Origin of the sequence: Faecalibacterium sp. I3-3-89 (assembly GCF_023347275.1) — a bacterium.
Lineage (GTDB): Bacteria > Bacillota > Clostridia > Oscillospirales > Ruminococcaceae > Faecalibacterium > Faecalibacterium butyricigenerans.
In genome coordinates, this window is the sequence record NZ_CP094468.1 from 1,431,374 (window position 1) to 1,457,623 (window position 26,250).

Sequence of the window (26,250 nt, forward strand, 5' to 3'; positions counted from 1 at the left end):
TGTTCTGGTTTTCATCACGCCTGATAGCCCAGCGCCACCTCCGCGATCCCCGCCGGGTCGATGACGGTGCTGAACCGCTCGGCTTTCTGCCGCAGGGCAGCAAGGCTTGCGGGCGCGGTCCGGCCGGTAGCTTCTTCCAGCGCCTGCATGGCCTCGAAATCGTTCTCCGGTGCGGTATGACCCAGAGCCTCCAGCACGCTGCGGGGGAACTTGAAGGGCGAGGCGGTGGAGAGCACCACCATCGGCACGCCGTCCCGCTTCTTCTGGGCAGCGACGTGGAACGCCACAGCGGTATGGGTGTCGCAGAGGTAGCCGTCCTTCTCGTAGCGGGCGCGGATCTCCCCTGCCACCTGCTCCTCGCTGCTCCAGCCGCAGTCGAAGCTCTCCCGGATCGCCGCCAGCGTCTCGGGACGGACGGTGTAGCTGCCTGTCTCATTCAGGCTCTTCATCAGACCGGCCACCTCAACATCGCTGCCGGTGACGTGGTAGAGCAGACGCTCGAGGTTGGAGGAGACGAGGATGTCCATGCTGGGCGAGGTGGTCTTATAAAACTCCCGCTTGGCGGTGTAAGTACCGGTGGAGAGGAAGTCGGTCAGGACATTGTTCTGGTTGGAGGCACAGACCAGCCTGCCCACGGGCAGACCCATCTGCTTTGCATAATAGCCCGCCAGAATATCGCCGAAGTTGCCGGTGGGCACGCAGAAATCCACCTCGTCGCCGAAGGCGATCTTCCCGGCCTTGAGCAGCTGGGCGTAGGCGGCAAAATAGTAGACGATCTGGGGCACAAGGCGGCCCCAGTTGATGGAGTTGGCGCTGGAAAGGCGGATGTTCCGCTCGGCCAGCTTGGCCGCGATGGCTTTGTCGCCGAAGACCCGCTTCACGCCGGTCTGGGCATCGTCGAAGTTGCCCCGCACCGCGTAGACCGCGACGTTCGCCCCCTCCTGCGTCGCCATCTGCAGGCGCTGGATCTCGCTGGTGCCGCCCGTGGGGTAGAACACGGCGATCTCGACGCCCGGGATGTCGTGGTAGCCATCCAGCGCAGCCTTGCCGGTGTCGCCGCTGGTGGCCACGAGGATGAGGGTCTTTTCGGTGCGGGAGAGGTTCTTCTTTGCCTCCACGAGAAGCTTGGGCATCAGCTGGAGGGCGTAGTCCTTGAACGCACAGGTCGGGCCATGCCACAGCTCAAGGGCATAGGTATCCCCTTCCACCGGGGCCAGATAGCCTGCCTTGCCGCCGAACGCCTCCCCGTAGGTGGTGCGGGTGGCTTCAGCGAGGAAGTTCTTGGAGTAGTCGGTCAGATATTCGCTGACGACGGCAGCGGCCAGCGCGGGATAATCCAGCTGGCACAGCGCCCTGACGTCCACCTGCGGAAAGCGTTCCGGGACGAACAGACCGCCCTCATCCGACAGGCCCTGTGCGATCGCCTGAGAGGCGGTCACAATGCGGTCATGGTCTCTCGTGCTGAAAAATTTCATCATTATCGCTCCTTTTTGCCAGAAGGCCCATCACTCGGCCTCATCCTGCGGCAGCGGCCCGAGGCCGTTTTCTGCCTTTTCCCACCGGGTTTTTCTGTGCGCGTCTAGCTTTTTGCCCAGAAAGCACCCTTTATAATATGTACCATCCAGCGCCCGCTGTCAAGAGGGACGACCTCAGCCACGTCGAAACGCACCGGTTCGTCGCTCTGACGGGTGCTCTGGAGATACAATGCGGCAGATGCGATGATACGCCTCTGCTTCGCGGCATTCACCGCAGCGGCAGGGGTATCCAGAGAGTCTTTGGCGCGGGTCTTGACCTCGCAGAACACCAGTGTCCCGTCCGGTTCCCGCAGGATGAGGTCGATCTCCCCCATCCGGGTGTGATAATTATGGCCGAGAAGCTCTGCCCCCTGCTTCTGGTAGAAGCGGGCCGCGGCGGCCTCTCCTCTTTGGCCCGTCTCGGCCCGGCCCATCACTTGCCTTCGGGCCAGTAGCCCTGTTTTTTGAGGAAGCTGCGGCGGTAGAAGGGCTGGATGCCGTACTGTGCAATGAGTTCATAGTGCAGCTTTGTGCCGTAGCCCTTGTGCTTCGCCAACTGATACTGGGGATACTGCTTGTCCAGCTCCAGCATATAGCGGTCACGGCTGACTTTCGCCAGCACTGATGCCGCGCCGATGCTGGCGCTGGTGGCATCGCCCTTCACCACCGGCTGTGCGGGCATGGTCAGCCCTGCCGGAGTCCGGTTGCCGTCCACGAGGACGAGGTTGGGCACGATGTCCAGCCCCTCCACGGCCTGACGCATCCCGCCCATGGTGGCGTTGAGGATGTTGTCGCGGTCGATGACATCCGGGCCGACGAAGACGATCTTATAGGCCAGCGCCTTTTCGATGATCTGCTCGAAGAGGGCCTCCCGTTTTTTCTCGGTCAGCTTCTTCGAGTCGTTGATGCCGTAGACCGGAGCCTCGGGGTCAAGGATGCAGGCAGCCACACAGACCGGGCCGCACAGCGGGCCGCGGCCCGCCTCGTCCACGCCTGCAAAGCAGCCGTACTGCGCCCGGATGTCGGCATCATAGGCATAGAGCGGCGCAGAGATCTCCTCGTCTGTCCGGCGCTTCATTCCTCGTCCTCCTCGGCAAAGTCCGCCATATCGTCCCGCTGGGGCGGGCGCTCGAGGGAGATGCGGCCCCACTTGCAGGCGCGGAACTCGTCCACCAGCATGATCGCACAGCGCTCGGTGTCCACCTCGCCGCCCCGCACCAGCAGGCCGCGCTTGCGGCCGATGGCCTCCATCAGCTCGTAGGGCGGCAGAGCCAGCGTCTCGGCGTCCAGCTTGTACCGCTGGGCCACGAGGTCGGGATAGTTGCGGCGCACCTCATCCAGAAGGTTCATAGCCAGCTCTTCGACGTCAAGGATGTCGTCCTTGATGGAGCCGATGAAGGCCAGATTCGAGGCGATGGTCTTGGAATCGAATTTCTTCCAGAGCACGCCGGGCATATCCAGCAGGTCGAATTTCTCGGTGCTGACCCACTGCTTGCCCTTGGTCACGCCGGGACGGTCGGCCGCCTTGGCACGGGCCGAGCCTGCGAAGGTATTGATGAAGGTGGATTTGCCCACATTCGGGATGCCGCAGAGCATCACCTGCGTCTTCGCGCCGCCCATGCCGCGGTTCTGACGGCGGGCCAGCAGGCCGGACAGCTCCTTCTCGATGGCGGCCTTGACGGCGTTCGCGCCGCCCTTTTGCTTGGCGCTGATGGCCACACAGCCTGCGTCGGCCTCGTGGAAGTAGCGGATCCACTCCTCCGTCACGGCGGGGTCGGCGAGGTCGGCCTTGTTCAGCGCATAGAGCTTGGGCTTGCGGGCCGTGATGCGCTCGATCTCCGGGTTGAGGCTGGACAGCGGGATGCGGGCGTCCAGCAGCACAAGGCTGGCGTCAACGTGCAGGATCTCCTGCTCCATCATCCGCAGCGTCTTGGTCATATGGCCCGGAAACCATTGGATGGTATATTGGTTTGCAAACCGGGTGTCCTGATTGTTCATTTTACTACTCCAAAATCCGAAAAGGGCAAAAAGCAGAGCAGCACTTTGCCCAGTATATCCTGTTCGTCGATGCAGCCGACATAGCTCGAGCGGCTGTCCAGCGAGGCGTTGCGGTTGTCTCCCATAACGAAGACCGTCCCCTCCGGCACAGTGTAGGGAAACTCCACGTCATAGCCCAGATAGGTCGGCTCTGCAATGTAATCCTCTTCCAGCACCTTGCCGTTCACCTTCACGGTGCCGGCGGCGTAGTCGATGGAGATGGTGTCGCCGCCCTTGGCGATGACCCGCTTGACCAGCGGCCGGCCATAGCTGGTGTAGCTGTCCACGATGACCACATCGCCCCGCTGCGGCTCGTATCCTGCGCCCCAGACGATGAGCTTGTCTCCGTTTTCCAGCGTAGGCACCATCGACTCGCCATCCACCTGAATGATGCGGAAAAAGAAGGAGAACACCAGCACCAACACCAGCGCCGCCGAAATGAGCGCTTCGTACCATTCCAGCAGGCTCTGCCCACGGGCAGCAGGCTGTGACTGTTCCATATCCGATGCACCTCTTTGTCCGGGCTTGCGCCCGTTTTTATTTTCTCTGTCCCTGCGCCAAAAGCGCCGTATAACAGAAAAAAGGGGACAAACAAGTTGCCCCCTTTTCTCCCGCTTTGAAACGGGGAATCATCAAATATCGCTCTTGACCTTGGCAGCCTTGCCGGTGCGGCCACGCAGGTAGAACAGCTTTGCGCGGCGGACCTTGCCCTTACGGACAACAGTGACCTTCTCGACGAAGGGGCTGTTGATGGGGAAGACACGCTCGATGCCGACGCCGTAGGAAACGCGGCGAACGGTAAAGGTCTCTGCGACGCCGCCGTGCTTCTTTGCAATGACGGTGCCCTCGAAGGCCTGAATACGCTCGCGCTCGCCTTCCTTGATACGAACATCAACGCGGACGGTATCGCCGACGTTGAACTGGGGCTTCTCAGCCTTGATGCTGCCTTCAGAAATGATCTTCAGTGCGTCCATTTTAATTCCTCCATTTGTTTTTAGACGTTCATGCACGGCGAACTGCCGTCAGAGGACCGCCCGTTTAATGATATGTGTCATTAACCCCGCTGTGGTCTCAGCGGACACTAACGCCTTAATAGGATAGCACAAACCGCCCGCAAAAGCAAGGGTTTTATGCAAATTCATGCGGGAAATTTTCATTCCGGCCCCGCCGGGCCGTTCTTACTGAAACTTCTGCTTGTCCGCCGTCAGGAATTCGGTGCGCAGGATGGAGGCGCTCGCCGCAGACAGGCCGAATCTTGCTTCCAGCGCCGCCGTCAGCAGCGAAGGGTTCAGGTTCAGCTCCTGTGCAGCGGGCAGACAGACGGCAAAGCTCACGTCCTCCCCTTCCGGCTCAAGCGTGAGCGCGGGGACGTAGTCCTTCATCTCGACCATCCGGACGCCGCGCTTGCTCTTCTTCTCCACCGGCACGCTGTCGAGGGTGTTGTACTGCTCAAGCAGCGGCGCAGCAGAGGCCGGGTAGCGGATGCGGTAGCAGGCGTAGGCGATGGCGTCGGCCTTCATCTTTACCGGCTCCACCCGGTAGACCTCGATGCCAGTGGGCATGATGGCGTTCAGCGCCGTCTGCCACTGGGCAAAGTCGGGGGCTTCGGCCTCGGTCTTTACGTCCACGCATTCACACTCGCTCTCCTGCCCCAGCGAGAGCGGGCAGGCAAAGGTCATATAGATATGGGGGTTGAAGCCCAGTGTGTGCCACACCGGCAGTCCGCTGCGCTTGAGCACCCGCTGCATCACCCGCTGCAGATCCAGCAGGGAGATGTAGGAGGCTTCGTCCCTCTTCTTAAACGAGATCCTGACTGTAATCAAAGCACGGCCCTCCTAACAGATGATTGGCGCCGCAGCCGTGGCAGGCACGGTTGCAGGGCTGGGTGGTCTGGGCTGCGAGGGCCTTGTTGTACTCCCGCACCAGATATTCGTGGGTGATGCCATAGTCCATATGGCTCCACGGCGTCACCTCGTCCAGACCGATGGGGCGCTGGCAGTAGAACTTCGGGTCGATGCCCATGTCCTCGAAGACCTTCAGCCATGTGTCGTACTGGAAGCACTCCTCCCAGCCGTCGAAGTAGCAGCCCCGCTTGTAGGCCTCGAGGATGACCGGGGCCAAGCGGCGGTCACCCTTGGCGAAGACGCCCTCGAGGAAGCTGGTGGTGCTGTCGTGGTAGTTGACCTTGATCTTCCGGCTGTGGACGCTCTCCAGCAGATGCTTCTGCTTGGCCTTGAGCATTTCCTCGGTGTCCATGGGGACGAACTGGAAGGGAGTGTGGGGCTTGGGCACGAAGCAGGCGCAGCTGATGGTCACCTGCACGCCGCGGCCCTTGGCGTGCTTGGGGTTGGAGTAGTAGAGGTCCACCACCTTCTGGGCCGTCTCGGCGATGCCCTCGATGTCCTCCATCGTCTCGGTGGGCAGGCCCATCATGAAGTAGAGCTTGACGGAGGTGTAGCCGTTGGCGAAGGCCAGCGAGCATGTCTTCTCGATCTCGTCCCATGTGACGTTCTTGTTGATGACGTCGCGCAGGCGCTGGGTGCCGGCCTCGGCGGCAAAGGTCAGGCCGCTTTTGCGCACCTTGGTGGTCTTTTCGATGAGGCTCTGGGAGAAGTTGTCCATCCGCAGGGAGGGCAGCGACAGGCTGACGTGCTCTTTCGGTGCCCACTCGTTCAGGTCGTCCAGCAGCTCTTCCAGCTGGCTGTGGTCGGAGGTGGACAGGCTGGAAAGGCTCAGCTCCTCATAGCCGGTGTTGGCACAGAGGTCCTGCGCTGCCTTATTCAGCAGGCTGGCGTCGCGCTGGCGCATGGGGCGGTAGAGGAAACCGGCCTGACAGAACCGGCAGCCCCGCACGCAGCCCCGCAGCACCTCGACGCTGGCGCGGTCCTGGATCGCGCCCACCATGGGGACGACGAAGTTGGTCGGGGGTGCAAACTCGTTCAGGTCCTTGATGATGGCCTTGGTGACGACGGCCGGGATGCCCGGCTCGTTGGGGGTGATGGACTTGACGCGGCCATCCTCGCAGTATTCGACATCGTAGAACGCCGGGATATAGACGCCGGGAATTTTGGCGATGCGGCGCAGCAGCTCCTTCTTGGAGACTCCGCCCTCCTTCTTCGCCTTTTCGATCTCGGCACAGATACCGGGCAGCTGGTTCTCGCCCTCGCCCAGCTGGATGACGTCGAAGAAATCCGCGATGGGCTCAGAGTTGCAGGCACAGGGGCCGCCTGCCACGATGAGCGGCCAGCGCTCGTCGCGGTCTTTCGAATAGAACGGGATGCCCGCCAGCTCCAGCATGGCGAGGATGTTGGTGTAGGACAGCTCATATTGGAGCGTGAAGCCCACGGCATCGAAGTCGGTGAGAGGGTCTTTGCTCTCCATCGTGTAGAGGGGCAGACCCAGACGCTCCATCTCCGCCTTCATATCCAGCCACGGCATGAAGGCGCGCTCGCACCACCAGTTCTTGTGGCTGTTCAGCAGCTCATAGAGTATCTTTTCGCCCAGAAAAGACATTCCCACTTCGTAGGTGTCCGGGAAGCAGAACGCAAAGCGGACGTCCACCTCATCTTTATTTTTATACACGCTGCCCGGTTCGCCGCCGGTATAACGGCCCGGCTTCTGCACCCGGGACAGCGCTTCTTTCAGTTTCGGATCAAACATCAAGCTCCTCCATTTGACAATACGGATTTCATGTTTCCTTATTGTACCCTATTTTGAGGAGGATTGCAACAGACAGCGCACCATCTGCGCCCCGTCCAGCGGCGGGATGGGCAGGAGATTGAATGCCCCGGTGAGGACGTTGGCCGCGAGAAAGGCGCTGTCCCGGATGGCAGCGTACTGCCCCATCCGCACCGCCCAGACAGCGGCCAGCAGAGCGTTCGTCCCCGGCCCGGCGGCAGCGAGAAGAAAGGTCTGCCCCCGGGTAAGGGCCTGCCCCCTCGTCCGCATACAAAAGCCGGTCATGGTCACTTCGATGACCGGCAGGCGGCGGAAGAGGGCCAGATAGACGAGGATATGCCCCAGCTCATGGAGGACAGCGGCATACAGGCCGATGCGCAGAAAGCCGCTGGCGTCGGACCAGAGCAGCAGATACAGCGCCCCGCAGAGCAAGAGCGGGTCACGGAAGACCAGCGGCCCTGCCCGGACGAGCCGCCTCATGGCAGACCCAGCAGCGCCCCGGCGTCATAGCGGATGCCCTGCTCAAGAAGCTCGAAATGGAGGTGTGCCCCGGTGGAGCGGCCAGTCTCCCCTGCTGTGCCCAGCGGCTGGCCCGCCTGCACTACCTCCCCGGCCCGGACGAAGAGGTATTGGAGGTGGGCGTAAAGCGTCTCCTGCCCGCCACTGTGGCTCAGGCGGAGATAGTTGCCGTAGGTCGTGCTCCGCCGGGCGGCAGATACGACGCCGTCCATCGCGGCCAGCACCCGCGTCCCTTCCGCGCAGGCGAGGTCTGTGCCCCGGTGAAAGGTTTCTTCGCCGGTGAGGGGGTCGGTGCGCCAGCCGTAGGCGTCCGAGACGCGCCATCCATTCGTCCCCAGTGGGAAGCAGACGGCCTGCGTCGGCCGCACCCGTTCCAGCGAGCAGCCCTCCGGCGCAGTCTTGGCGGCACAGGCCCGCAGCACAGTCATACAGAACAAAACGGCGCAGAACGCCGCGAAGATGACCCACCCCTTTGTGCTCTGCTGTCTTGTCCGCATCGGCGTCCCTCCTGCTCTCTGCACTGTATGCAGCAGAAGGGGCAGCCAGAACACAAAAAAGCTGCCGCCAGCTTTGGGGCTGACGGCAGCAGGTCTCATTATTTCCGGAAATATCCGAGCAGACGGCCCAGCAAGCCGGTGCTGCGGGAGCGGCTCTCGGTGACGACAACGGGCATGGGTGCAGGAGCGGCCTTCGCCTGCGGCTTTTCTGCCGGGGCGGGAGCGGCGGGCTGAGGTACAGCCTTTGCGAGTGCGGCAGGCTTCTCCGGGGCCTTGCTGGGCTTCGGCGGTTCAACGGGCGCAGCTGCCTTGTCCCGGGCGGTCCAGTCGTCCCGGAGAAGGTCGTACATCCCCATCTGGCTGTTCACCAGCGGCTCGCCGGGGGCGGGCTTGACCTTCTGGTAGCTGCCGTCCGGCTGCATCTCGCGGGCGTTGACGTTGTCGCTGAGCTGAAGCCGGAGGATGCTGTCCAGCTTTTCCTTCAGGACGGGGTCTTCCACCCGGACGCCCACCTCCACGCGGCACTCGGTGTTGCGGGTGAGGAAATCGCCGGAGGCGATATAGGTGCGGGTGTTGACCCCATCGAAGAAGCTGTAGATGCGGCCATGCTCAAGGTAGCGGCCCACGAGACTGCGGATGTGGAGGTTCTCGGTCTTTCCGGGCACACCGGCGCGGACGCAGCAGATGCCACGGACGATCATGTCGATGCGGACCCCCGCACAGCTGGCCTCCTCGAGCTTCAGGATGATATCCCGGTCGGAGATGGAGTTGTTCTTGAGGATCATGGAGGCCGGACGCCCCAGACGGGCGGCGTTGATGACCCGGTCCATCTCGTCCAGCAGGACGCTCTTGAATCGCAGCGGCGCCACCAGCATCTTTTCGCTCTCTTCCGTCAGCTTCTGCACAGCGAGGTTCTGGAAGACATTGGAAGCCTCCTCGCCGATGCCGAGGTCGGCGGTGATGAAGGAGTAGTCGGTATAAAGCTCACTGGTCTTCTCGTTGTAGTTGCCGGTGCCGATCTGGGTGATGTAGGAGTAGCCATGGGCGCTCTTTTTGGTGATGAGGGTCAGCTTGGAGTGCACCTTGTAGTCGTCGAAGCCGTAGATGACGGTGCATCCCGCTTCCTCGAGGTGCTTCGACCAGTCGATGTTGTTCTGCTCATCAAAGCGGGCGCGCAGCTCCACCAGCGCCACGACCTCCTTGCCGTTTTCGGCAGCCTCCACGAGGGCCTGCACGATCTGGGACTCCCGGGCCATCCGGTAGAGGGTCATCTTGATGGAGATGACGTCGGGGTCCTGCGCGGCCTTTTTGAGCATCGCAATGAAGGGGCGGATGGACTGGTACGGATAGCTCAGCAGCACATCATGCTTTTCCACCTCGGCGGTGAGGTCGTAGTCCTGCGGAGGCAGCATGGGCCGGGCCGACGAATAGAACAGCTCCGGGTGTCCGTCGGACTCCATCCGGCTCGTGAGCTTGAAGAAGAAGCTCAGGTCAAGGGGGCTTTTCTGGACGAAGACCCGCTTGTGGGTCAGCTCGAGGCGGCTGCACAGCAGCTGCGTGACCTGCGGCGCGGCAGGGATGACCTGCAGCCGCACCGCGGCCAGCTTGCGGCGGCGCTTGAGCAGGTCGGCCATGATCTCGCGGTAGTCGATGTCATGGTCCATCATCCCCTCTTTCACGTCGATGTCGGCGTTGCGGGTGACCCGGAAGAGGCACTTTTCCTGCACGTTCTCCTTACCGAAGATAAGAGCCGCATAGTGGAGCACCAGCTCTTCCGTCAGGGCAAAAAGCGTCTCGTTGTCCTTCCGGACGAGGTGCATCCGCTCCATCTGGCTCGAGATGGGCACGATGCCGAGGGTGTTCTCCGCAGAGTGCTTTTCGTGGAGGAGGACGCCGAGGTAGATCTCCTTATTGCGCAGGAACGGGAAAGGATGACGGCTGTCCACGATCTGGGGGCTGAGGATGGGGAAAAGCTCGCTCTGGAAATACTTTTTCCAGAAATGCTCGTCCTCCTTGGTCAGCTTATCGAAGTCCACCTTGCGGTAGCCGCAGGCGGCCAGATTTTCCAGCGCTTTGGCGTAATATTTGTCGCAGTCCTCCTGAAGCTGGGCCGTCTTGGGCATGATGGCGGCAAGCTGCTCCTCCGCCGTCATGTTGGTCTTATTCTCCCGCTTCTCCTTCTTGCCGCGCATGAGGTTTGCCCGCTCTTGGAGCGAGCCGACGCGCACCATGAAGAACTCGTCCAGATTGGAGCCATAGATGGACAGGAACTTGAGCTGCTCGGCCAGCGGGACATTTTTATCCTTGCCCAGCACCAGCACGCGGCGGTTGAAATCCAGCCAGCTCAGTTCCCGGTTGATAAAGATGCTCTCTTCACTCATGATGATTCCTCTTTCCTGCGAGGGGGGTCTCCCCTCAGCTCAGATAGACGAGGCCCTGCCATCCGTCTATCATATCCTGCGTAACGCCCGGCACCTGCGCCACCTCGCCGAGGCTCCGGAAGGGGCCGTGGGTGAGGCGGTATTCCAAGATCGCTCTCGCCTTCTTTTCTCCGAGGCCGGGCAGGGTGGTCATCGCGTCCACCCCGGCGGTGTTGAGGTCCACCCGGAAGGACTCCCGCAGCGCCTCCGGCGCGGACGCCGGAGCATCCTGCACCGGGGCGGGCGGCACGGCGTACCACAGTGCCAGCCCGACGATGCACGCTGCCGCCGCTGCTGCCAGCGCCAGAAAGCGGCGCTGGCGGGGCGCGGACATAGTTTCTTTCATTGTACTAGAAATCCCTCCAAAAAGAAAGTCTCCTGCGGAAAATTTGCAGGAGACTTTACACAATTTTTACGAAGCAGCTTCAGCACTTCGCACAAGGCCGTAGAAAAACTCTGCCGCCGCGCCGGTGTCGTGGTCGGTCAGGGTCGTCTGACTGGCGGCAAGGCGCAGCTCCACCGGGGCATCGGCCGGGACGACGCTCTGCCTAGCCTGACGGACAAGCTCCAGCATCTGGCCGCATCCGGCGGCGACGGTGAGCTGGTCTGCGGTGCAGTTGATGGGCAGGCAGACCGCCCCCAGCATCGCCTCCGCCGAGACCGTGCCCGGCGTCAGCACCATGACGTCCATGCCGATGCGCTCCGAGCGCAGCATGGCGGCATTGTCCCCCAGCGCCCGTTCCAGCAGGGCCTGAATGGGCAGCTGCTGGCGGTCCTGATAGAGCAGGATGCGCAGCACGTCCTCGCCCCGGACATCGGCGGGGCTGCACAGGGTAAAGGGGGTGAACTCCCGGCGCAGATGGCGCTCAAGGGCGGTGCTCATCCGCAGCACACGGGTGGAGCCGTCGGCCATCTGCAGCGCGATGCCAAGCCCCACCGCAGCGGGCAGCTTCTTGAAGATGGACTCCTCACAGCCCGCGAAGCTGCACAGCGGCTGGCCGCCGCCCTCCGAGAACCGGTAGGCCAGCGTGCCGCCGCAGGTCAGCGCAGGCGCGGCGAGGCGCACCCCGCCCAGCACGGCGCGGACAGCCCGGGGCGAGCGCTGGGTGAAGACGGTCAGGCGGCCGCCCCGGCTGGAAAACAGCTGCAGCACGTCCCGGACGACCTGCGGCATATTGCCGTCACCGGCCAAGAGAAGGTGGTCCAGATCGCAGAGCACGAGCGCAGAATCGAGAAGTTTTGTCATACAGTCCCCCTCCTGAGCGATGCGATAAAGTGGGTGAAATACTCCGGCAGCTCCGAATCGAAGCGGAGCTGCTCCCCCGTGATGGGGTGGATGAAGCCCAGCGTCTTGGCGTGGAGGCACTGGCCGTGGAGCTTGGTGATGCAGTTGTGCGGGCCATACACAGGGTCGCCCGCCACGGGGTGCTGGATGGACGCCATATGGACGCGGATCTGGTGGGTGCGGCCCGTCTTGAGGCGGCACTCCAGCAGGGTGAAGCCCCCGAAGCGCTCCAGCACCTTGTAGCCGGTGTAGGCATACTTGGTGTGCGGCTCGCTGGCCGGGTAGACCGCCATCTTTTTGCGGTCGGTCTTGGAGCGGCCCAGATTGGCCTCCACAAAGCCCTCGTCCTGTGCAAAGCCGCCGTAAACGACGGTCTGGTAGGCCCGCTCCACGCTGTGAACGGCCATCTGCTGGGACAGGCCGATGTGGGTGGCGTCGTCCTTCGCCACCACCAGCAACCCGCTGGTGTCCTTGTCGATGCGGTGGACGATGCCGGGGCGTATCTCGCCGCCGATGCCCGAGAGGCTGCCCTTGCAGTGCCAGAGCAGGGCGTTCACCAGCGTGCCGTCCGGGTTGCCCGGGGCCGGATGGACCACCATCCCCTTGGGCTTGTTCACCACCAGAAGATGGTCGTCCTCATACACGATGTCCAGCGGGATGTCCTGCGGCACGGCCTCGATGGGCTTTGCGTCGGGGATCTCCAGCAGGATGGTATCCCCCGCCTTGAGCTTGAGGCTCTTGGCGATGCTCCTGCCGTTGCAGAGCACATGGCCCTCGGCCACGAGGCCCTGCAGCGCGCTGCGGGAAAGCCCGGTGTCCTCCCCGCTGAGGAAGCGGTCGATGCGCTGGCCTGCGGCCTCCGCCTCCACGATAAATTCACGCTGTTCCATGCTTCAGCGCTCCTTCGAGGGCTTGTCGTCCACCTCTTCCAGCAGGATGACCAGCACCCAGAGCGCCACACCGACGCAGACGCAGATGTCGGCAAAATTGAAGACCGCAAAGTCGATGAACAGAGGGTTGATGTAGTCCACGACCTCGCCGTTGAGCACCCGGTCGATGAGGTTGCCGATGCCGCCCGCCAGCACGAGGATGAACGCCGTCTGCTGCAGCAGCTTGCCCCGGCTGCGGAAGAACAGCATATAGGCCACCAACAGCAGCGCGGCGGTGGTGGTGAGGATGAGGAAGAGCTGCCTGCCGCTGAGCAGGCTGAAGGCCATGCCCTGATTGAGCACGAAGCGCAGCTCCAACACATGGGGGATGAGGGTGATGGACTCCACCGGAGCCAGCGCCTGAACGGCCCAGAGCTTGATGGCCTGATCGATGCCCACCAGCGCGGCCACACAGACCAGATTCAGAATGACGTATGCCATAGTTTCTCCCAACGCTTGATTTTTTGAAAAAGGCGGCGCCCCCTTTTGCGCCGGGTGCGCCGCCAGAGATCTAAAATGGATCAGCCCTCCACAACGCTGGCGCAGCGTGCGCACAGGGTGGGGTGAGCAGAGTGGGTGCCGATGTCGGCAGAGTACTTCCAGCAGCGCTCGCACTTGTCGCCGGTGGCGTGTGCAGCAGCAACGCCCAGACCCTCGACTGCGCTGGCTGCGCCGCCCTCGCCCTTGACCAGCTCCACATGGGAGACGATCATCAGGTCGGCCAGCTCGTCCATCGGGATGCTGTTCAGCAGCGCATAGACGGCATCATTGCAGTACAGGGTGACGGAAGCCTCGAGAGAAGCGCCGATCTGCTTGTCGGCACGGGCCTGCTCCAGCACCTTCTTGACCTCGTCGCGGACAGCGATGAGCTGTGCCCACTTGGCCTTGAAGGCGTCGTCGGCTGCATACTGGCCGGCCTTCGGCATATCCTCGAAGACGACGTACTTGTTCATGCCCTCGGTCTTGGGCAGGAAGTCCCAGATCTCCTGACTGGTGAAGCAGAGGATGGGGGCGATGATCTTGTCCAGAGCGACGAGGATCTTGTACATCGCGGTCTGTGCAGCCTTGCGGCCGGTGCCGTTGGTGCAGTACAGACGATCCTTGGTGACGTCCAGATAGAAGTTGGACATGGCCACGACGCAGAAGTTGTAGACCGCATGGTAGACCTTGTTGAAGTCGTAGACGGCATAGCCTGCGTTGGTGTTGACGATGAGGTCATCCAGCGCAGCCAGTGCCCAGCGGTCGATGTCCTGCAGCTGGTCATCGGAGACGCAGTCGGTGTTGGGGTCGAAGCCGTCGAGGTTGCCCAGAATGAAGCGGGCGGTGTTGCGGATCTTGCGGTAGGCCTCGCTCAGCTGCTTGAAGATGTTCTTGCCTGCACGCACGTCAACGGTGTAGTCGGAGGAAGCCACCCACAGGCGGATGATGTCTGCGCCGTAGTCCTTGATGATCTCGCTCGGCTCGACGCCGTTGCCGGCGCTCTTGTGCATCTGCTTGCCCTGCTCGTCCACGACCCAGCCGTGGCACAGAACGGACTTGTAGGGTGCGCAGCCCTTGCTTGCAACGCTGGTCAGCAGGCTGGACTGGAACCAGCCGCGGAACTGGTCGCCGCCCTCCATATACATATCGGCCGGGAAGCGCAGCTCAGGCCGCTCTTCCAGAACGGCGGCGTGGGTGGAGCCGGAGTCGAACCAGACGTCCATGATGTCGGTGTCCTTCGTCCACTCGGATGCGCCGCACTTCTCGCAGACCTCACCGGCGGGGATGATCTGCTCGGCGTCGTACTTGTACCATGCGTCAGAGCCTTCCTTGCGGAACAGGTCGCTGACAGCCTTGATGGTGGCATCGGTGATGTGGTAGGTGCCGCACTTCTTGCAGTAGAAGGCCGGGATGGGCACGCCCCAAGTGCGCTGGCGGCTGATGCACCAGTCGTTGCGGTCACGGACCATGCCGTGCATCCGGTCGTGGCCCCAGTCAGGCATCCAGGTCACGGTGTCGATGGCCTTGTAGACGTCCTCACGGAACTTGGCGATGGAGCAGAACCACTGCTCGGTGGCGCGGAAGATGATGGGGTTGTGGCAGCGCCAGCAGTGCGGATACTGATGCTTGATGTGCAGCTGGCCCATGACAGCGCCGGAGGCGGTCAGGTCGGCCAGAATGGTCTTGTTGGAAGCCCAGACGCGCTGACCAGCGTACTTGCCGGCCTGCTCGGTCAGATAGCCGCCGTCGTCCACAGGGACGGTGATGGGGATCTGGGGGTACTTCTGGCAGACGTTGAAGTCATCGACGCCGTGGCCGCCGGCGGTGTGGACGCAGCCAGAGCCGCTTTCCAGCGTGACGTGGTCGCCGAGGATGACCCAGCCCTCCTTGGGCAGGTAGACGTGGTTGTAGCGCATCAGCTCGAACTCAGCGCCGCTGACCGGCTCGCCCACCACCTCGTAATCAGTGATGTGGCAGGAATCCATGACGCTCTTGACGAGGTCGGTGGCCATGATGTGGAACTCATCGCCGATCTTGACGAAGGAGTACTCGAACTGGCCGTTCAGGCAGATGGCCTCGTTGGCGGGCAGGGTCCAAGTGGTGGTGGTCCAGATGACGAAGTAGGTCTTCTCCATCGGGATGCCGTGCTTTGCCAGCACACCGTTGGGATCCTGAGAAACATGGAAACGGACGAAGATGGAGTCGCACTCGTCCTCGCCGTACTCGATCTCGGCCTCTGCCAGAGCGGTGCGGCAGTCGGGGCACCAGTAGACCGGCTTCAGGCCCTTGTAGATGTAGCCCTTCTTGGCCATCTCGCCGAAGATCTCGATCTGACGTGCCTCAAACTCGGGCTTGAGGGTCAGGTAGGGATGCTCAAAGTCGCCGATGACGCCCAGACGCTTGAACTGGTCGCTCATGATGTCGATGTGCTCGGTGGCAAACTTCTCACAGATCTGGCGCAGCTCGAGCTTGGAGATGTCCTTCTTCTTCTCGCCGACGGAGGACAGAGCCTTCAGCTCAATGGGCAGGCCGTGGGTATCAAAGCCGGGCACATAGGGAGCCTGAAAGCCCTCCATGTTCTTCTCGCGGATGATGATGTCCTTGATGATCTTGTTCAGCGCGGTGCCCATGTGGATGTTGCCGTTGGCATACGGAGGGCCATCGTGCAGGATGAACTGAGGCTTGCCCTCATTGTGCTTCATGAGCTGGTTGTACAGGTCGTTGTCGTCCCAATCCTTGAGCATGACCGGCTCCTTCTTGGGCAGACCGGCACGCATCTCAAACAGGGTCTTGGGCAGGTTCAGAGTACTATCGTACTGAGACTTATTCTTAGCCACTGGTTTACACTCTCCTCTATTGGTTTTGCAATCGCAAGCAGCGCAGTTGTGCGCCTGATGATTATCGAAAACAGCGTTTTGCTGTCGATGCATGGTTTTTTATTCGCTGAAGCTCACGCCCTGAAATGCAGCGTTGGGGTCTGCGGGGGGCGGGTCGAGCTTGAGCTGGGATTCATCCTTTTCCCAGAAGTCCTCGCCCTTATCGGAAGCAGGGGCGGCGGGGGCAGCTTCGGCCTCGGGGGCGTCCGCAGCGGGTGCGGTCTCTGCTGCGTTCTCAGCGTCAGCAGCCTCTGCCTCGGGCAGCTCCTCGTCTGCATCCTGCGCGGCCGCCTCTTCCTTCTGCTGGAACTCCGGCAGACGGCTCAGGGACTCCACGTGGGTGCGGTAGAGGTTCAGCACGTCGGACTTGAAGCGGGTGACTTCGAGACGGACACGGTCATACTCCCGCTCCTCAGCCAGCTTCTTGTCGTTGGCCTCGCTGATGATCTCATCGGCGCGGTCGCTGGCCTTCTGCAGCAGCTCGTTGGCATCCCGGATGATGTCGTCGCCGCGCAGATTCGCACGGTGCAGGATGTCCTCGGCTTTCTGGTTGGCCTCGCGGATGACATTTTCACCCATCCGCTGGGCATTGATGAGGGCGCTCTTGAGCATATCTCCGTCGGCCTCATAGCTCTGCATACTGCGGCGCAGCGTCTCGTTCTCCGCAGTCAGATCGGCCACCTGCTTGCGCAGCGCCTCCATCTGTCCTGCATCCTGCTCGAGCTGCTGTTCTACCTTATCCAGAAAACGATCCACGTCCTCGGTGCGGTAGCCGCGGAGATTCTTTTCGAATTGGACAGCGCGCACGTCCTGCGGTGTCAGCATAGTGATCTCCTCCATTTATTCCGGTCCTTCGCATCAATACTGGAAGAACTCGATGATTTGTCGGTCTTTTTTACTCTTGCCCGGCAGAGCCGTCAGGCGGAAGCGCCCCTTGCCCCGCACGGTGAACACATCCGATGGGTACACCGGCGCGTGGGCGCTGGAAGCGGGCAGATGGTTGATCTCCACCCGTCCCGCCGCCACAAGCTCTGCGGCCATGCCCCGGCTGCACCGCAGCATGGCCGCCAGCACAGCGTCCAGACGCAGGGACGACACGGTGGCCGTCTGCAAACGGCGCTCGGCCTCGGCGAACTGCGGCACCTCGTCCAGTGCCAGCAGCTGGGCCGTCACCTCGGTGCGGCCCACGCTGCGCAGCTCCTGACAGATGAGGTCTGCGGCCGGCTCCAGCGCGAACACATAGGCGGTGCCCGGCTCTTCCGGCGGCAGGACGATGTCGCCCAGCGCCTCCCGGCGAAGCTCGAGACCCATCAGGCTGCCCAGATAGTCCTTGTGGACGGGCAGCTGTGCCCCGGCCAGCCCGCGGCATCTGAGCCGGACGCAGCAGACCGGGCAGGCCGGATAGCAGTCCTCCGGCTCAAGGCAGAGCACCCGGCGCTCTGCCCCGGGCCAGCCGCCCTCGAAGCGGCAGCTCTCTTCCGGCGCGTCGGCGCGGTTGAGTGCCGCCTGCGCCAGCTGCTGTTCCCGGTCGCTCAGAAAGGCCGAATAGCGGGCGATGCCCCGGCCAAAGGCGGCGCGGGCCAGATCCTCCACATGGCGCATGAGGAAGCGTTCCTCATCGTTCTGCGCCGGGACGAAGCCCCGCACGCCGGGCTGTGCATCAATAGAACGCGCCATTGTTCTCCAGCTCGTCCAGCAGGTCGCCCATGATGTCTACGTTGTAGGGGGTAATGATGAAGGTGCTGTTGGCCACCCGCTTGATCTGGCCGTTGTTGGCGTAGGCCACACCGGAGAGGAAGTCCACCAGACGGCGGGAGACCTCTTTGTTGGTGGACTCCAGATTCAGCACAACGGTGCGCTTGTTGTTCAGGTGGTCTGCAATGGTGCTGGCGTCCTCGAAGTGCTCGGGCTTGACCAGAACGACCTTCAGCTGGGTGGTGGCATGGATGTTGACCACCTTGCCGTTCCGCTTGGGGGCCGCGGCCTCCTCGGGGGCGTCCTCCTCGTCGGCACCTGCGGTGCCGATGCCGTTGTTGTTATTCACCATCTGAGGGCCGTCGTCCATGTACTGATCGTCGTAATCGTCCTCACTGCCAAAAAGTCCTTTTTTCAGACTATCCACAAAAGACATAGAAACTTGCTCCTTTCATTCAGGCAGCTCACGCCGCCCGGCACCCCTTTGTGAACAAAGAGCTGCTAATAGCTTTTTCTATTATCTGATTTTTTGCATCAGATGTCAATAACTATAAAAGCTTTCCATCATACAAATTTTGTCCCGAGACGATGATCTCGTCATAAAGGCGGACTTCGCTGATGGTTTTGGTCTTATCGGTGCTGCTGGGCATGACGATGCAGTAGTCGCCATCCGTCACCAGCGGATGAGCGCTGTCCACAGGGTCGATCTTACAGAAGCGGGCGAGATTGCCGTACTTGACGTAGACGCCCGGGATGTAATTTTCGCCCTGCGTCTCAGACTCGGTGCCGTCTTCCTTTAAATAATGGACAGCCTCGATGGGGATGCGCAGGCCGGTAGTCTCGTCCACGATGATCTGGGCCTTGGCCCGGCTGAGGCGGAGGACATCGCCGTTGATGACCTCGCAGGTAACGACGAAGCGGGCCAAGCCGCTGGCCTCGTCGATGCTCACCTCCGACACCGACGCCTTGAGGGGCGTTTCCATCTGGCCGGGAAACTTGATCTTCACCGAGCGGGTCAGGGGCTTGCCGTTGTCCCCCAGCAGCTTCTCCCCCTCCTTGGCCGAGCAGAGGCCGACATACCTCCACGTAAAGCCCGAGACGAGCTTGCCCGCGCAGCCGTCCAGCGGCAGCTCCGGGTCGGAGTTCAGATAGGCCTCAAGACCGGCAGCATCCAGCGCGAGGATGTCGTCCGCCCCGGCGTTGAGCCGTCTGGCGGCGGTGCTGCGGATGAAGTAGCCGGTCTGGGGGGCGGCGATCTGGGTGGGCGCGCCCAGCTGAGCCTGCACCTGCGCCGACTGCTGAGTGAGGGCCGCGATCTGGGCCGAAAAATCCGAGACTTCCCCTGTGATGACCCAGAGCTTGTTCTGGGCGAGGATGTAATTCTCCTCGCCCTGCGCCGTCTCGTCATAGGCGGAGCTGTCCAGCGCATCCATCAGGTCATAAAGTGCACCGGAACGCTCTTTTCTCAGGGAGTCCAACTGGGTGGCGGTGGTGTTCTGAGACCGCTGCAGCAGCTCGATCTGGTCGTTCAGGGCCGTGAGCTGCTGGCGGAGGCCCGCCTGTTCCGGGCTGCTGTAGATCTCGGCCACCGCAGCGCCCGCCGAGACGCGCTCGCCGTCGGCGGCGAGGTAGCCCAGCGTCCCGCTGCCGGAGATGTAGGTCTCGTCGAAGAGCAGGACGCCGTCGGCGCTCACGGTATCCGCCACCGTGGCAAGCATCGCGGTCTCGTAGGTGCTGGGCGGGAAAAGCACCTGTAAGGCCTGATAGCCCACATAGATGCCCGCCAGAACCACCGCCACCACAGCGATGCCCGCCAGACGGCTCAGCACACCCGGCGTTCCGGGTTCTGAATGCGTTTTATCGGCCATAAAAGGTCACCCTTTCGCTAAAAATTCTCGGGTCAGTCGGACAGCCCGGGCCGCAGCGTCCGGCGCGGAGGCGTCCAGCCAGACCACGCCGTCCATATGGCGGAACCACGTCAGCTGACGCTTGGCGTAGTTGCGGGAGGCCTGCTTGAGCTTGTCGGCGCACTCCTCCAGCGCAGCCGTCCCCTCAAAAAAGGGAAAAAACTCTTTGTAGCCGATGGCCTGCGCCGCCGTGCGGTAGGTCTGGCGGTGGTCGTAGACCAGCTTCGCCTCGTCCAGCAGACCGGCATCCAGCATCTTGTCCACCCGCAGGTCGATGCGGCGGTAGAGCTGGGCGCGGTCGGGGAAATCCAGCCCCAGCACCAGCGAGCGATAGGGCCGCTCGGGCGGGAGGGACTGGGCTTTCTGTTCACTCAGACGCTTGCCGGTGGCGCGGAAGTGTTCCAGCGCCCGCAGCACCCGCACCTGATTGTTCGGGTGGATGGCGGCAGCGGCCTCCGGGTCGGCCTCCTGAAGCTCCTTGTACATGGCTTCCGGGCCTTTTTCGGCCAGCTCGGCGGCCAGCTGCTCCCGCAGGCCATCCGGCGTCTTTTCGGCGGCAAAGCGCACACCATATAAAAAGCTCTGAACATAGAGTCCCGTACCGCCCACAAGGATGGGCAGACGGCCCCGGGCGGAGATGTCCACTTCGAGCCGCCCGGCCAGCGCGACGAAATCCGCTACGCTGAACGGCTCATCGGGGGTCAGGAGGTCCACCGCGTGGTGGGGGATGCCGTGGGTCTCGTCGGGCGTGACCTTTGCCGTGCCGACATCCAGACCCTTATAGAGCTGCATCGAGTCGGCGCTGATGACCTCGCCGCCAAACGTCTCGGCCAGCGTGACGCCGAGGGCGGTCTTGCCGGTGGCCGTAGGGCCTACGACGGCCAGCACCGGATGCTTTTTGTTACACGATTCGGCCAAACTGCTTTTCCAGCTCCTTTCGGGTCAGTTTCAGGACGCAGGGGCGTCCGTGGGGACAGAAGGGTGGCACCTCGCCGGAAAGGATCTTCTCGGCCAGCGCCATCAGCTCCTGCGGCGAGGTGTGGTCGCCCGCCTTGATGGCGGCGCGGCAGGAGATGGAGTGGAGCACCCATTCCGTCCGCTCATTCAGGGCGTCGCGGCTGCCGTGAGCCAGCTTTGCCGCCAGCTCCACCAGCAGGTCCTCGGCGCTCCCCTGCTCTACGTCGGCAGGCACAGAGCGCAGACAGACCGAGCTGCCGCCGAAATCGCTCACCTCGAGGCCCGCGCTTTCCAGCAGCGGGAGGTTCGCAAGGAGAGCCGTTTTCTCTTCCGCCGAAAGCTCGATGACCAGCGGCTCCAGCAGGAGCTGGCTGGGGACGTCGCCGTAGTTCGCAGCCAGCTTCTCGAAGAGCTGGCGCTCATGGGCGGCGTGCTTGTCGATGATACAGACTTCATCGCCCCGCTCCGCGAGGATATAGGTGCGGAAAAGCTCCCCCACATACCGCAGCGGCTCAGGGCCGTCCTGCACAGCAAAGCCCAGCTGCTCGGGGGCCGTGCTCTGCTGCGGCGCGTCCGGCACATCGGGCAGGGACGGCAGCGGCGGGCGTTCCGCTCCCACCGGGGCCGGCTCCCACGCGGCCATGTGGTCGCGGGTGACGTCCGGCAGGTCGATGTCCGGCTCCACATCCAGCTGGGATTCGCTGGACGCAGCCCGGAAGGGCGGCGGCTCAAGGGTGCTGTCCTGCACCGGAGGCTCCGGGCTGTGGAGAGCGGCGTCCATCGGCAGCAGTGCATCGGCTGCAACCGTTGTCCAGCTGTGCTCCGACTCCGGAGCCGCCGTTTCCGGGGCTTTTGCAGGCAGCGGGAGGATGTCCTGCTCCGGGGCAGAGGGCTGTGCCGGGCGGGGCACTGCCGACGCCGCAGGGCGGAGGGGGCTTTCGGTCGGGTGCGGCAGGCTTCCCGGCTCTGCCTGCCCCGAAATGACTGCGGAAAGCCCTGTAAAGCAGTTATTCTTTACATTTATATTTTCTTTCGTTTCGCTGTTTTTTGATTCTTGGGATGCATCGTTGTCTTTATCTTCGTCGAAAACGAATCGTCTTTCCCCCGTGCCCGGCTGGCTCAGAGCCAGCTTGACGGCGTGGTAGACAAGGTCAAAGATGTCGTTTTCCCGGGCAAATCGGACCTCCGTCTTGGCCGGATGGACATTCACATCCACGAGGTCGGCAGGCATCTCAAGAAGCAAGATCCCTCCAGGGAACTTGCCCTGCATCATGGTGCCCTTGAACGCCATCTCCATGCCCGCCATCATGGTGCGGTTGCGGACGTAGCGGCCATTGATATAGAAATACTGCATACTGCGGCTGGCGCGGCAGCTGCGGGGCTGGGTGATCAGGCCCCAGACCCGGTAGACGCCCTCACGGTTGTCCACCTCCATCAGGTCGCGGCTGAACTCCCGGCCCAGCACAGCGTAAGCCGCACTGCGGAGCTGGCCGTCACCGGGGGTGACATACTGCAGCTTGCCCTCGCGGAGGAACTTGAAGCTCACCTCAGGGTGGCTAAGGGCCACATGGCCCACGAGGTCGGCCACGAAGGTGCCCTCGCTGGAATCCTTTTTGAGGAACTTCATCCGGGCGGGCGTGTTGAAGAAGAGGTCCCGGACGCGGATGGTGGTACCGACGCCCCGGGCACCCGGTTCGATGGGCTGCTCTTCCCCGCCCTCAATGCGGTAGAGGGAAGCGCACTCGTCGGCCTCGGTACGGGTGAGCAGCTCGACCCGGGCCACGCTGGCGATGGAGGCCAGTGCCTCGCCCCGGAAGCCCAGCGTGTGGATGCTGTTGAGGTCGTCTTCCGTCCGGATCTTGCTGGTGGCGTGGCGGATGAAGGCTGTAGGGATGTATTTCGCCTCGATGCCGGTGCCGTTGTCGCTGATCTCGATGAGGCGGACGCCGCCCGACTCGATGGAGACGGTGATCTGGGACGCGCCTGCGTCGATGGCGTTTTCCAGCAGCTCCTTCACGACCGACGCGGGCCGCTCCACCACCTCACCGGCGGCGATGAGTTCTGCGGTGTGCTTGTCCAGAACGTGTATCTCTGCCATTCATTTCCCTCCGTTTCAGATAAACTCAGCCCTTCAGGCTGCCGCTCAGGGTCTTTTTCAGCTCATAGAGGAAGTTCAGCGCCTCGATGGGGGTCAGGGTCTCCACGTCCAGCGCCTCGAGCTTTTCCATCATCTCGCTGGGGACGACGGGCGAGGAATACTCCTGCAAGGCGTCGAAGTCCATCTGCTCCACCTTATTTTTCGGGGCAGAAGCTTCCAATGCACGCAGCACCTCGTGGGCGCGGCGGGTCACAGTGCCGGGCAGACCGGCCAGCTTCGCCACCTCGATGCCGTAGCTGTCGTCGGCAGGGCCGCGGACGATGCGGCGGAGGAAGGTAATGTCCTCTCCCCGCTTCTTGACGGCGATGTTGTAGTTCTTGACCCCCTCGATGGACCCTTCCAAATCGGTCAGCTCGTGGTAGTGGGTGGCGAAAAGAGTCTTGCAGCCGAGGCCCTTGGCCGGGTCGGAGATGTGCTCCACCACGGCGCGGGCGATGCTCATGCCGTCGAAGGTGGAGGTGCCGCGGCCGATCTCGTCCAGCACGACGAGGCTCTTGGGGGTGGCGTTTTTCAGGATTTCGGCCACCTCAGTCATCTCCACCATGAAGGTGGACTGTCCGGCGGCGAGGTCGTCCGATGCGCCGATGCGGGTGAAGATGGCGTCCACGACGCCCACATGACAGCTGGACGCCGGGACGAAGGAGCCGATCTGGGCCATCAGCGCGATCAGCGCGTTCTGACGCATATACGTCGATTTGCCTGCCATATTCGGGCCGGTGATGATGAGGCAGCGGTCGGTGGTGCAGTTGAGCTTCGTATCGTTGGGCACGAAGAGGCTCCCCTTCAGCATCTGCTCCACCACCGGGTGGCGGCCCTCGGTGATGGTCAGCTCGTCGCTGTCGTCCACCACGGGGCGGCAGTAGTTGTTCTCTGCCGCCACCTGCGCCAGCGCCGCCAGCACGTCCAGCTCGGCCACGGCGTTGGCCGTCCGCTGGATGCGGTCGAGCTGACCGCCGATCTTTTCCAGCAGCTCGGCAAAGAGCCGGTGCTCCAGTGCGATAAGGCGCTCGTGTGCGCCGAGGATCTTGTTTTCCAGCTCCTTCAGCTCCTGCGTGATGTAGCGCTCGCCGGAGGTGAGGGTCTGTTTGCGGATGTAGGTCTCGGGGACCATCTGCTTATAGGAGTTGCTGACCTCGATGAAGTAACCGAAGACGTGGTTGTAGCCGATCTTCAGCTTGGGGATGCCCGTCTCCTGCCGCAGGCGCGTCTCCAGCTGGGCGAGGACACCCTTGGTGTTGTCGCGGATGGAGCGCAGCTCATCCACCTCGGAGTGGTAGCCCTTGGCGATGACGCCGCCGTCCTTCAGGGTGGAGGGGGCATCCGGGTCGATGGCTGCGAGGATGGCTGTTTTGACGTCGTCCAGCAGATCGATCTGACCTGCAAGGGCGGTCAGCTCAGGGCAGCCGCAGCTCTCGGCCTGCGCCCGCAGGTCAGGCAGGCGCTCACAGGTCTGGGCCATCGTGTAGATCTCCTTGGGCGTGGCCGAACCATAGACCGCACGGGTCATGAGGCGCTCGAGGTCGGCGATGTAGTGGAGCTGCTCGATGAGGTCGCCCCGCTGCATGGTCTGGTTCACGAGGCTCTCTACCGCGCTGAGGCGGCGGTTGATGGCAGCGCTGGACACCAGCGGCTGCTCGATCCAGCTGCGCAGCATCCGCTTGCCCATGGCAGTGCTGGTCTTGTCCAGCACCCAGAGCAGCGTCCCCCGCTTTTCGCGGCCCCGCAGCGTCTCGGTCAGCTCAAGGTTGGCCCGTGTGACCGGCGACAGACTCATGAACTGAGCCTCGTTGTAGGTGATGACCGTCTTGAGCCGCTCGACGCCTTTGATCTGGGTATCGTGGAGATATTCCAGCAGCGCCGCCATCGCAAAGCGGACGAGACCGTCCTCGGCCATGCCGGTCTTGGCAGGCCAGTCGCGGCCAAACTGGTTCTCGAGGGCGATGGAGACGAGGCCCGGGGCATACCGTTCCTCCTCCACCAGCTCGACGGCGCAGATCATGTTCTTTTTGAGGTAGGCGGTGATCTCCCGGCAGTCCAGCAGACCCGGGTTCATCAGCACCTCGCTGGGGTGGTAGCGGCAAAGCTCTGCGATGACCGCCGGGGCGATCTTTTCCCGCTTCAGCTCGGTGATGTGGGCCGTGCCGGTGGAGACGTCAGCAAAGCAGAGGCCCGCCGCACCGCCCTTCAGGAAGATGCTGGCGATGTAGTTGTTCTTGTCATCCTGAAGCATACTGCTCTCGATGACGGTGCCCGGCGTGACCACCCGGATGATGTCCCGCTTGACGAGGCCCTTGGCCTTGGCCGGGTCTTCCACCTGCTCGCAGATGGCGACCTTATAGCCCTTTGCGATGAGGCGGGCCACATAGCCCTCGTAGCTGTGGAAGGGCACGCCGCACATGGGCGCACGTTCCTCGAGGCCGCACTGCTTGCCCGTAAGGGTCAGGTCCAGCTCCCGCGAGGCCGTGAGCGCATCGTCGAAGAACATCTCGTAGAAATCGCCGATGCGATAGAAAAGGATCTCGTCCTTATGTTGTTTTTTTATCTCAAGATATTGCTGCATCATGGGCGAAAGCTCTGCCATGACCGTTCACCTTCCTCCCCTTGTTGTCGCGTGGGTGTGGGTTTGGCATCCAAAACCGTCTTTTGCAAGCAAAACGCGGCCCTGCATTGCACAGCCGCGTTTTGTAAGCCTTGGATGGGGATGCCTTTAGTGGCAGCCGCCGCAGGTGGAGCAGCTGCCGGTGCAGGAAGCGGAAGGCTCCTGCACGGTCATGGGGTCGCCGCCGTTCATGGCGGTGTTGATGATGGCGTCGATATAGTTCACGAGGTTCTCGCAGTCGCGCTTGGCCTCGTTGTAGGCCACCATGCCCTCGTCGGCCATGATCTTGCCGTAGAGGTCGTTCACCTTCTCGTTCAGCTCGGCGATGCGTGCATCGCTGCGCTCGGTCTTGCCGATCTCGTTGTTCAGGTCCATCCGGGCCAGATTGAACTCGCCGATGAGGTTCTGCAGCTCCTCGTCCTTATCGTTCATCTTGCGGGCCTGGTCCATGGCCAGATAGCGGGGGTCGGTCTGAAGTGCCATCGCGGCACGCTTGAAGAGGTCGATGCAATCCATTGTAATAGTCTCCTTTTTTCCTGTGTTCTATATTCTATTAGGGTGTATCTGAAAAGTCGAAAATCTAGTCTATTTCTACAAGCACAGCTGGATTTTGCGTTAAACAGCCTTGAAATCCACAAAGGATTCCTGCGGCTCTTTGCCTTAAATCCCGCTTGTGCTTGCGAAATATTCGTCATTTTC

The 26,250-nt window shown here is 62.4% G+C and carries 24 protein-coding genes; all 24 read right to left on the minus strand.

Annotation, left to right across the window (positions count from 1 at the left end; all coding sequences use genetic code 11):
• Positions 1-14 precede the first annotated feature (14 nt).
• Positions 15-1,475, minus strand: coding sequence for a threonine synthase (thrC, locus tag MTP38_RS06675; protein WP_249234670.1), 1,461 nt, complete (start codon positions 1,473-1,475; stop codon positions 15-17).
• Positions 1,476-1,579: 104 nt separating this feature from the next.
• A complete protein-coding gene (locus MTP38_RS06680; RefSeq protein ID WP_249233013.1) occupies positions 1,580-1,948 on the minus strand; it encodes a YraN family protein in 369 nt (122 codons plus the stop codon).
• Positions 1,948-2,592 (minus strand): ribonuclease HII, encoded by a 645-nt coding sequence (locus MTP38_RS06685; RefSeq protein ID WP_249233014.1) that lies wholly within the window; start codon positions 2,590-2,592, stop codon positions 1,948-1,950. Before MTP38_RS06685 ends, MTP38_RS06680 begins: the two co-directional genes overlap by 1 nt.
• Entirely contained in the window at positions 2,589-3,512 is a 924-nt protein-coding gene (gene ylqF / locus MTP38_RS06690) for a ribosome biogenesis GTPase YlqF (protein ID WP_227621125.1), read from the minus strand. Before ylqF ends, MTP38_RS06685 begins: the two co-directional genes overlap by 4 nt.
• Entirely contained in the window at positions 3,509-4,051 is a 543-nt protein-coding gene (gene lepB, locus MTP38_RS06695; protein WP_249233015.1) for a signal peptidase I, read from the minus strand. The genes ylqF and lepB overlap by 4 nt, the downstream gene beginning before the upstream one ends.
• A 132-nt stretch (positions 4,052-4,183) precedes the next feature.
• Positions 4,184-4,525, minus strand: coding sequence for a 50S ribosomal protein L19 (gene rplS, locus MTP38_RS06700; protein WP_149793326.1), 342 nt, complete (start codon positions 4,523-4,525; stop codon positions 4,184-4,186).
• A gap of 204 nt (positions 4,526-4,729) precedes the next feature.
• Positions 4,730-5,374 carry a TIGR03936 family radical SAM-associated protein gene (locus MTP38_RS06705; RefSeq protein WP_249233016.1) on the minus strand — a complete coding sequence of 215 codons (645 nt, stop codon included), beginning with the start codon at positions 5,372-5,374 and terminating at the stop codon, positions 4,730-4,732.
• Positions 5,349-7,211 (minus strand): TIGR03960 family B12-binding radical SAM protein, encoded by a 1,863-nt coding sequence (locus MTP38_RS06710; RefSeq protein ID WP_249233017.1) that lies wholly within the window; start codon positions 7,209-7,211, stop codon positions 5,349-5,351. The genes MTP38_RS06705 and MTP38_RS06710 overlap by 26 nt, the downstream gene beginning before the upstream one ends.
• 48 nt (positions 7,212-7,259) lie before the next feature.
• Positions 7,260-7,709 (minus strand): metalloprotease, encoded by a 450-nt coding sequence (locus MTP38_RS06715; protein WP_249233018.1) that lies wholly within the window; start codon positions 7,707-7,709, stop codon positions 7,260-7,262.
• On the minus strand, positions 7,706-8,245 hold the full coding sequence (locus MTP38_RS06720; protein WP_249233019.1) for a M23 family metallopeptidase: 540 nt from the start codon (positions 8,243-8,245) through the stop codon (positions 7,706-7,708). Before MTP38_RS06720 ends, MTP38_RS06715 begins: the two co-directional genes overlap by 4 nt.
• Before the next feature lie 98 nt (positions 8,246-8,343).
• Entirely contained in the window at positions 8,344-10,626 is a 2,283-nt protein-coding gene (gene ppk1 / locus MTP38_RS06725) for a polyphosphate kinase 1 (protein WP_249233023.1), read from the minus strand.
• A 34-nt stretch (positions 10,627-10,660) separates the two neighbouring features.
• Positions 10,661-11,011: a ComEA family DNA-binding protein gene (locus MTP38_RS06730; protein WP_249233026.1), complete on the minus strand. Its 351-nt coding sequence runs from the start codon at positions 11,009-11,011 to the stop codon at positions 10,661-10,663.
• Positions 11,012-11,077: 66 nt separating this feature from the next.
• The gene (locus MTP38_RS06735) at positions 11,078-11,911 is read right to left on the minus strand and encodes an HAD family hydrolase (protein WP_227621117.1); all 834 of its coding nucleotides are present in this window, start codon (positions 11,909-11,911) and stop codon (positions 11,078-11,080) included.
• On the minus strand, positions 11,908-12,840 hold the full coding sequence (locus MTP38_RS06740; protein WP_227621116.1) for an RluA family pseudouridine synthase: 933 nt from the start codon (positions 12,838-12,840) through the stop codon (positions 11,908-11,910). The genes MTP38_RS06735 and MTP38_RS06740 overlap by 4 nt, the downstream gene beginning before the upstream one ends.
• A 3-nt stretch (positions 12,841-12,843) precedes the next feature.
• Positions 12,844-13,320 carry a signal peptidase II gene (gene lspA, locus MTP38_RS06745; protein ID WP_249233040.1) on the minus strand — a complete coding sequence of 159 codons (477 nt, stop codon included), beginning with the start codon at positions 13,318-13,320 and terminating at the stop codon, positions 12,844-12,846.
• Between the two features lie 80 nt (positions 13,321-13,400).
• A complete protein-coding gene (ileS, locus tag MTP38_RS06750) occupies positions 13,401-16,196 on the minus strand; it encodes an isoleucine--tRNA ligase (protein WP_330221110.1) in 2,796 nt (931 codons plus the stop codon).
• A gap of 99 nt (positions 16,197-16,295) precedes the next feature.
• On the minus strand, positions 16,296-17,060 hold the full coding sequence (locus MTP38_RS06755; protein WP_249233043.1) for a DivIVA domain-containing protein: 765 nt from the start codon (positions 17,058-17,060) through the stop codon (positions 16,296-16,298).
• Positions 17,061-17,093: 33 nt separating this feature from the next.
• Entirely contained in the window at positions 17,094-17,912 is an 819-nt protein-coding gene (locus tag MTP38_RS06760) for a YlmH family RNA-binding protein (RefSeq protein ID WP_227621113.1), read from the minus strand.
• Positions 17,896-18,366 carry a cell division protein SepF gene (locus tag MTP38_RS06765; protein WP_249233044.1) on the minus strand — a complete coding sequence of 157 codons (471 nt, stop codon included), beginning with the start codon at positions 18,364-18,366 and terminating at the stop codon, positions 17,896-17,898. Before MTP38_RS06765 ends, MTP38_RS06760 begins: the two co-directional genes overlap by 17 nt.
• A gap of 112 nt (positions 18,367-18,478) precedes the next feature.
• Complete coding sequence (locus MTP38_RS06770; RefSeq protein WP_249233045.1) at positions 18,479-19,798, minus strand: HlyD family efflux transporter periplasmic adaptor subunit; 1,320 nt, start codon at positions 19,796-19,798, stop codon at positions 18,479-18,481.
• 6 nt (positions 19,799-19,804) lie between these two features.
• Positions 19,805-20,725 carry a tRNA (adenosine(37)-N6)-dimethylallyltransferase MiaA gene (miaA, locus tag MTP38_RS06775; protein ID WP_442900562.1) on the minus strand — a complete coding sequence of 307 codons (921 nt, stop codon included), beginning with the start codon at positions 20,723-20,725 and terminating at the stop codon, positions 19,805-19,807.
• Between the two features lie 13 nt (positions 20,726-20,738).
• Positions 20,739-22,892 (minus strand): DNA mismatch repair endonuclease MutL, encoded by a 2,154-nt coding sequence (gene mutL, locus MTP38_RS06780; protein WP_249233047.1) that lies wholly within the window; start codon positions 22,890-22,892, stop codon positions 20,739-20,741.
• A 25-nt stretch (positions 22,893-22,917) separates the two neighbouring features.
• Positions 22,918-25,533 carry a DNA mismatch repair protein MutS gene (gene mutS, locus MTP38_RS06785; protein ID WP_249233048.1) on the minus strand — a complete coding sequence of 872 codons (2,616 nt, stop codon included), beginning with the start codon at positions 25,531-25,533 and terminating at the stop codon, positions 22,918-22,920.
• A 126-nt stretch (positions 25,534-25,659) separates the two neighbouring features.
• On the minus strand, positions 25,660-26,067 hold the full coding sequence (locus MTP38_RS06790; RefSeq protein ID WP_227621107.1) for a YlbF family regulator: 408 nt from the start codon (positions 26,065-26,067) through the stop codon (positions 25,660-25,662).
• Positions 26,068-26,250 lie beyond the last annotated feature (183 nt).

Excerpts from the sequence above, each read along its gene's own strand:
- thrC (WP_249234670.1), bottom strand. The coding sequence starts at position 1,475 with ATGAAATTTTTCAGCACGAGAGACCATGACCGCATTGTGACCGCCTCT.
- MTP38_RS06680 (WP_249233013.1), bottom strand. The coding sequence starts at position 1,948 with ATGGGCCGGGCCGAGACGGGCCAAAGAGGAGAGGCCGCCGCGGCCCGC.
- MTP38_RS06685 (WP_249233014.1), bottom strand. The coding sequence starts at position 2,592 with ATGAAGCGCCGGACAGACGAGGAGATCTCTGCGCCGCTCTATGCCTAT.
- ylqF (WP_227621125.1), bottom strand. The coding sequence starts at position 3,512 with ATGAACAATCAGGACACCCGGTTTGCAAACCAATATACCATCCAATGG.
- lepB (WP_249233015.1), bottom strand. The coding sequence starts at position 4,051 with ATGGAACAGTCACAGCCTGCTGCCCGTGGGCAGAGCCTGCTGGAATGG.
- rplS (WP_149793326.1), bottom strand. The coding sequence starts at position 4,525 with ATGGACGCACTGAAGATCATTTCTGAAGGCAGCATCAAGGCTGAGAAG.
- MTP38_RS06710 (WP_249233017.1), bottom strand. The coding sequence starts at position 7,211 with ATGTTTGATCCGAAACTGAAAGAAGCGCTGTCCCGGGTGCAGAAGCCG.
- MTP38_RS06715 (WP_249233018.1), bottom strand. The coding sequence starts at position 7,709 with ATGAGGCGGCTCGTCCGGGCAGGGCCGCTGGTCTTCCGTGACCCGCTC.
- MTP38_RS06720 (WP_249233019.1), bottom strand. The coding sequence starts at position 8,245 with ATGCGGACAAGACAGCAGAGCACAAAGGGGTGGGTCATCTTCGCGGCG.
- ppk1 (WP_249233023.1), bottom strand. The coding sequence starts at position 10,626 with ATGAGTGAAGAGAGCATCTTTATCAACCGGGAACTGAGCTGGCTGGAT.
- MTP38_RS06730 (WP_249233026.1), bottom strand. The coding sequence starts at position 11,011 with ATGAAAGAAACTATGTCCGCGCCCCGCCAGCGCCGCTTTCTGGCGCTG.
- MTP38_RS06735 (WP_227621117.1), bottom strand. The coding sequence starts at position 11,911 with ATGACAAAACTTCTCGATTCTGCGCTCGTGCTCTGCGATCTGGACCAC.
- MTP38_RS06740 (WP_227621116.1), bottom strand. The coding sequence starts at position 12,840 with ATGGAACAGCGTGAATTTATCGTGGAGGCGGAGGCCGCAGGCCAGCGC.
- lspA (WP_249233040.1), bottom strand. The coding sequence starts at position 13,320 with ATGGCATACGTCATTCTGAATCTGGTCTGTGTGGCCGCGCTGGTGGGC.
- MTP38_RS06755 (WP_249233043.1), bottom strand. The coding sequence starts at position 17,060 with ATGCTGACACCGCAGGACGTGCGCGCTGTCCAATTCGAAAAGAATCTC.
- MTP38_RS06760 (WP_227621113.1), bottom strand. The coding sequence starts at position 17,912 with ATGGCGCGTTCTATTGATGCACAGCCCGGCGTGCGGGGCTTCGTCCCG.
- MTP38_RS06765 (WP_249233044.1), bottom strand. The coding sequence starts at position 18,366 with ATGTCTTTTGTGGATAGTCTGAAAAAAGGACTTTTTGGCAGTGAGGAC.
- MTP38_RS06770 (WP_249233045.1), bottom strand. The coding sequence starts at position 19,798 with ATGGCCGATAAAACGCATTCAGAACCCGGAACGCCGGGTGTGCTGAGC.
- mutL (WP_249233047.1), bottom strand. The coding sequence starts at position 22,892 with ATGGCAGAGATACACGTTCTGGACAAGCACACCGCAGAACTCATCGCC.
- mutS (WP_249233048.1), bottom strand. The coding sequence starts at position 25,533 with ATGGCAGAGCTTTCGCCCATGATGCAGCAATATCTTGAGATAAAAAAA.
- MTP38_RS06790 (WP_227621107.1), bottom strand. The coding sequence starts at position 26,067 with ATGGATTGCATCGACCTCTTCAAGCGTGCCGCGATGGCACTTCAGACC.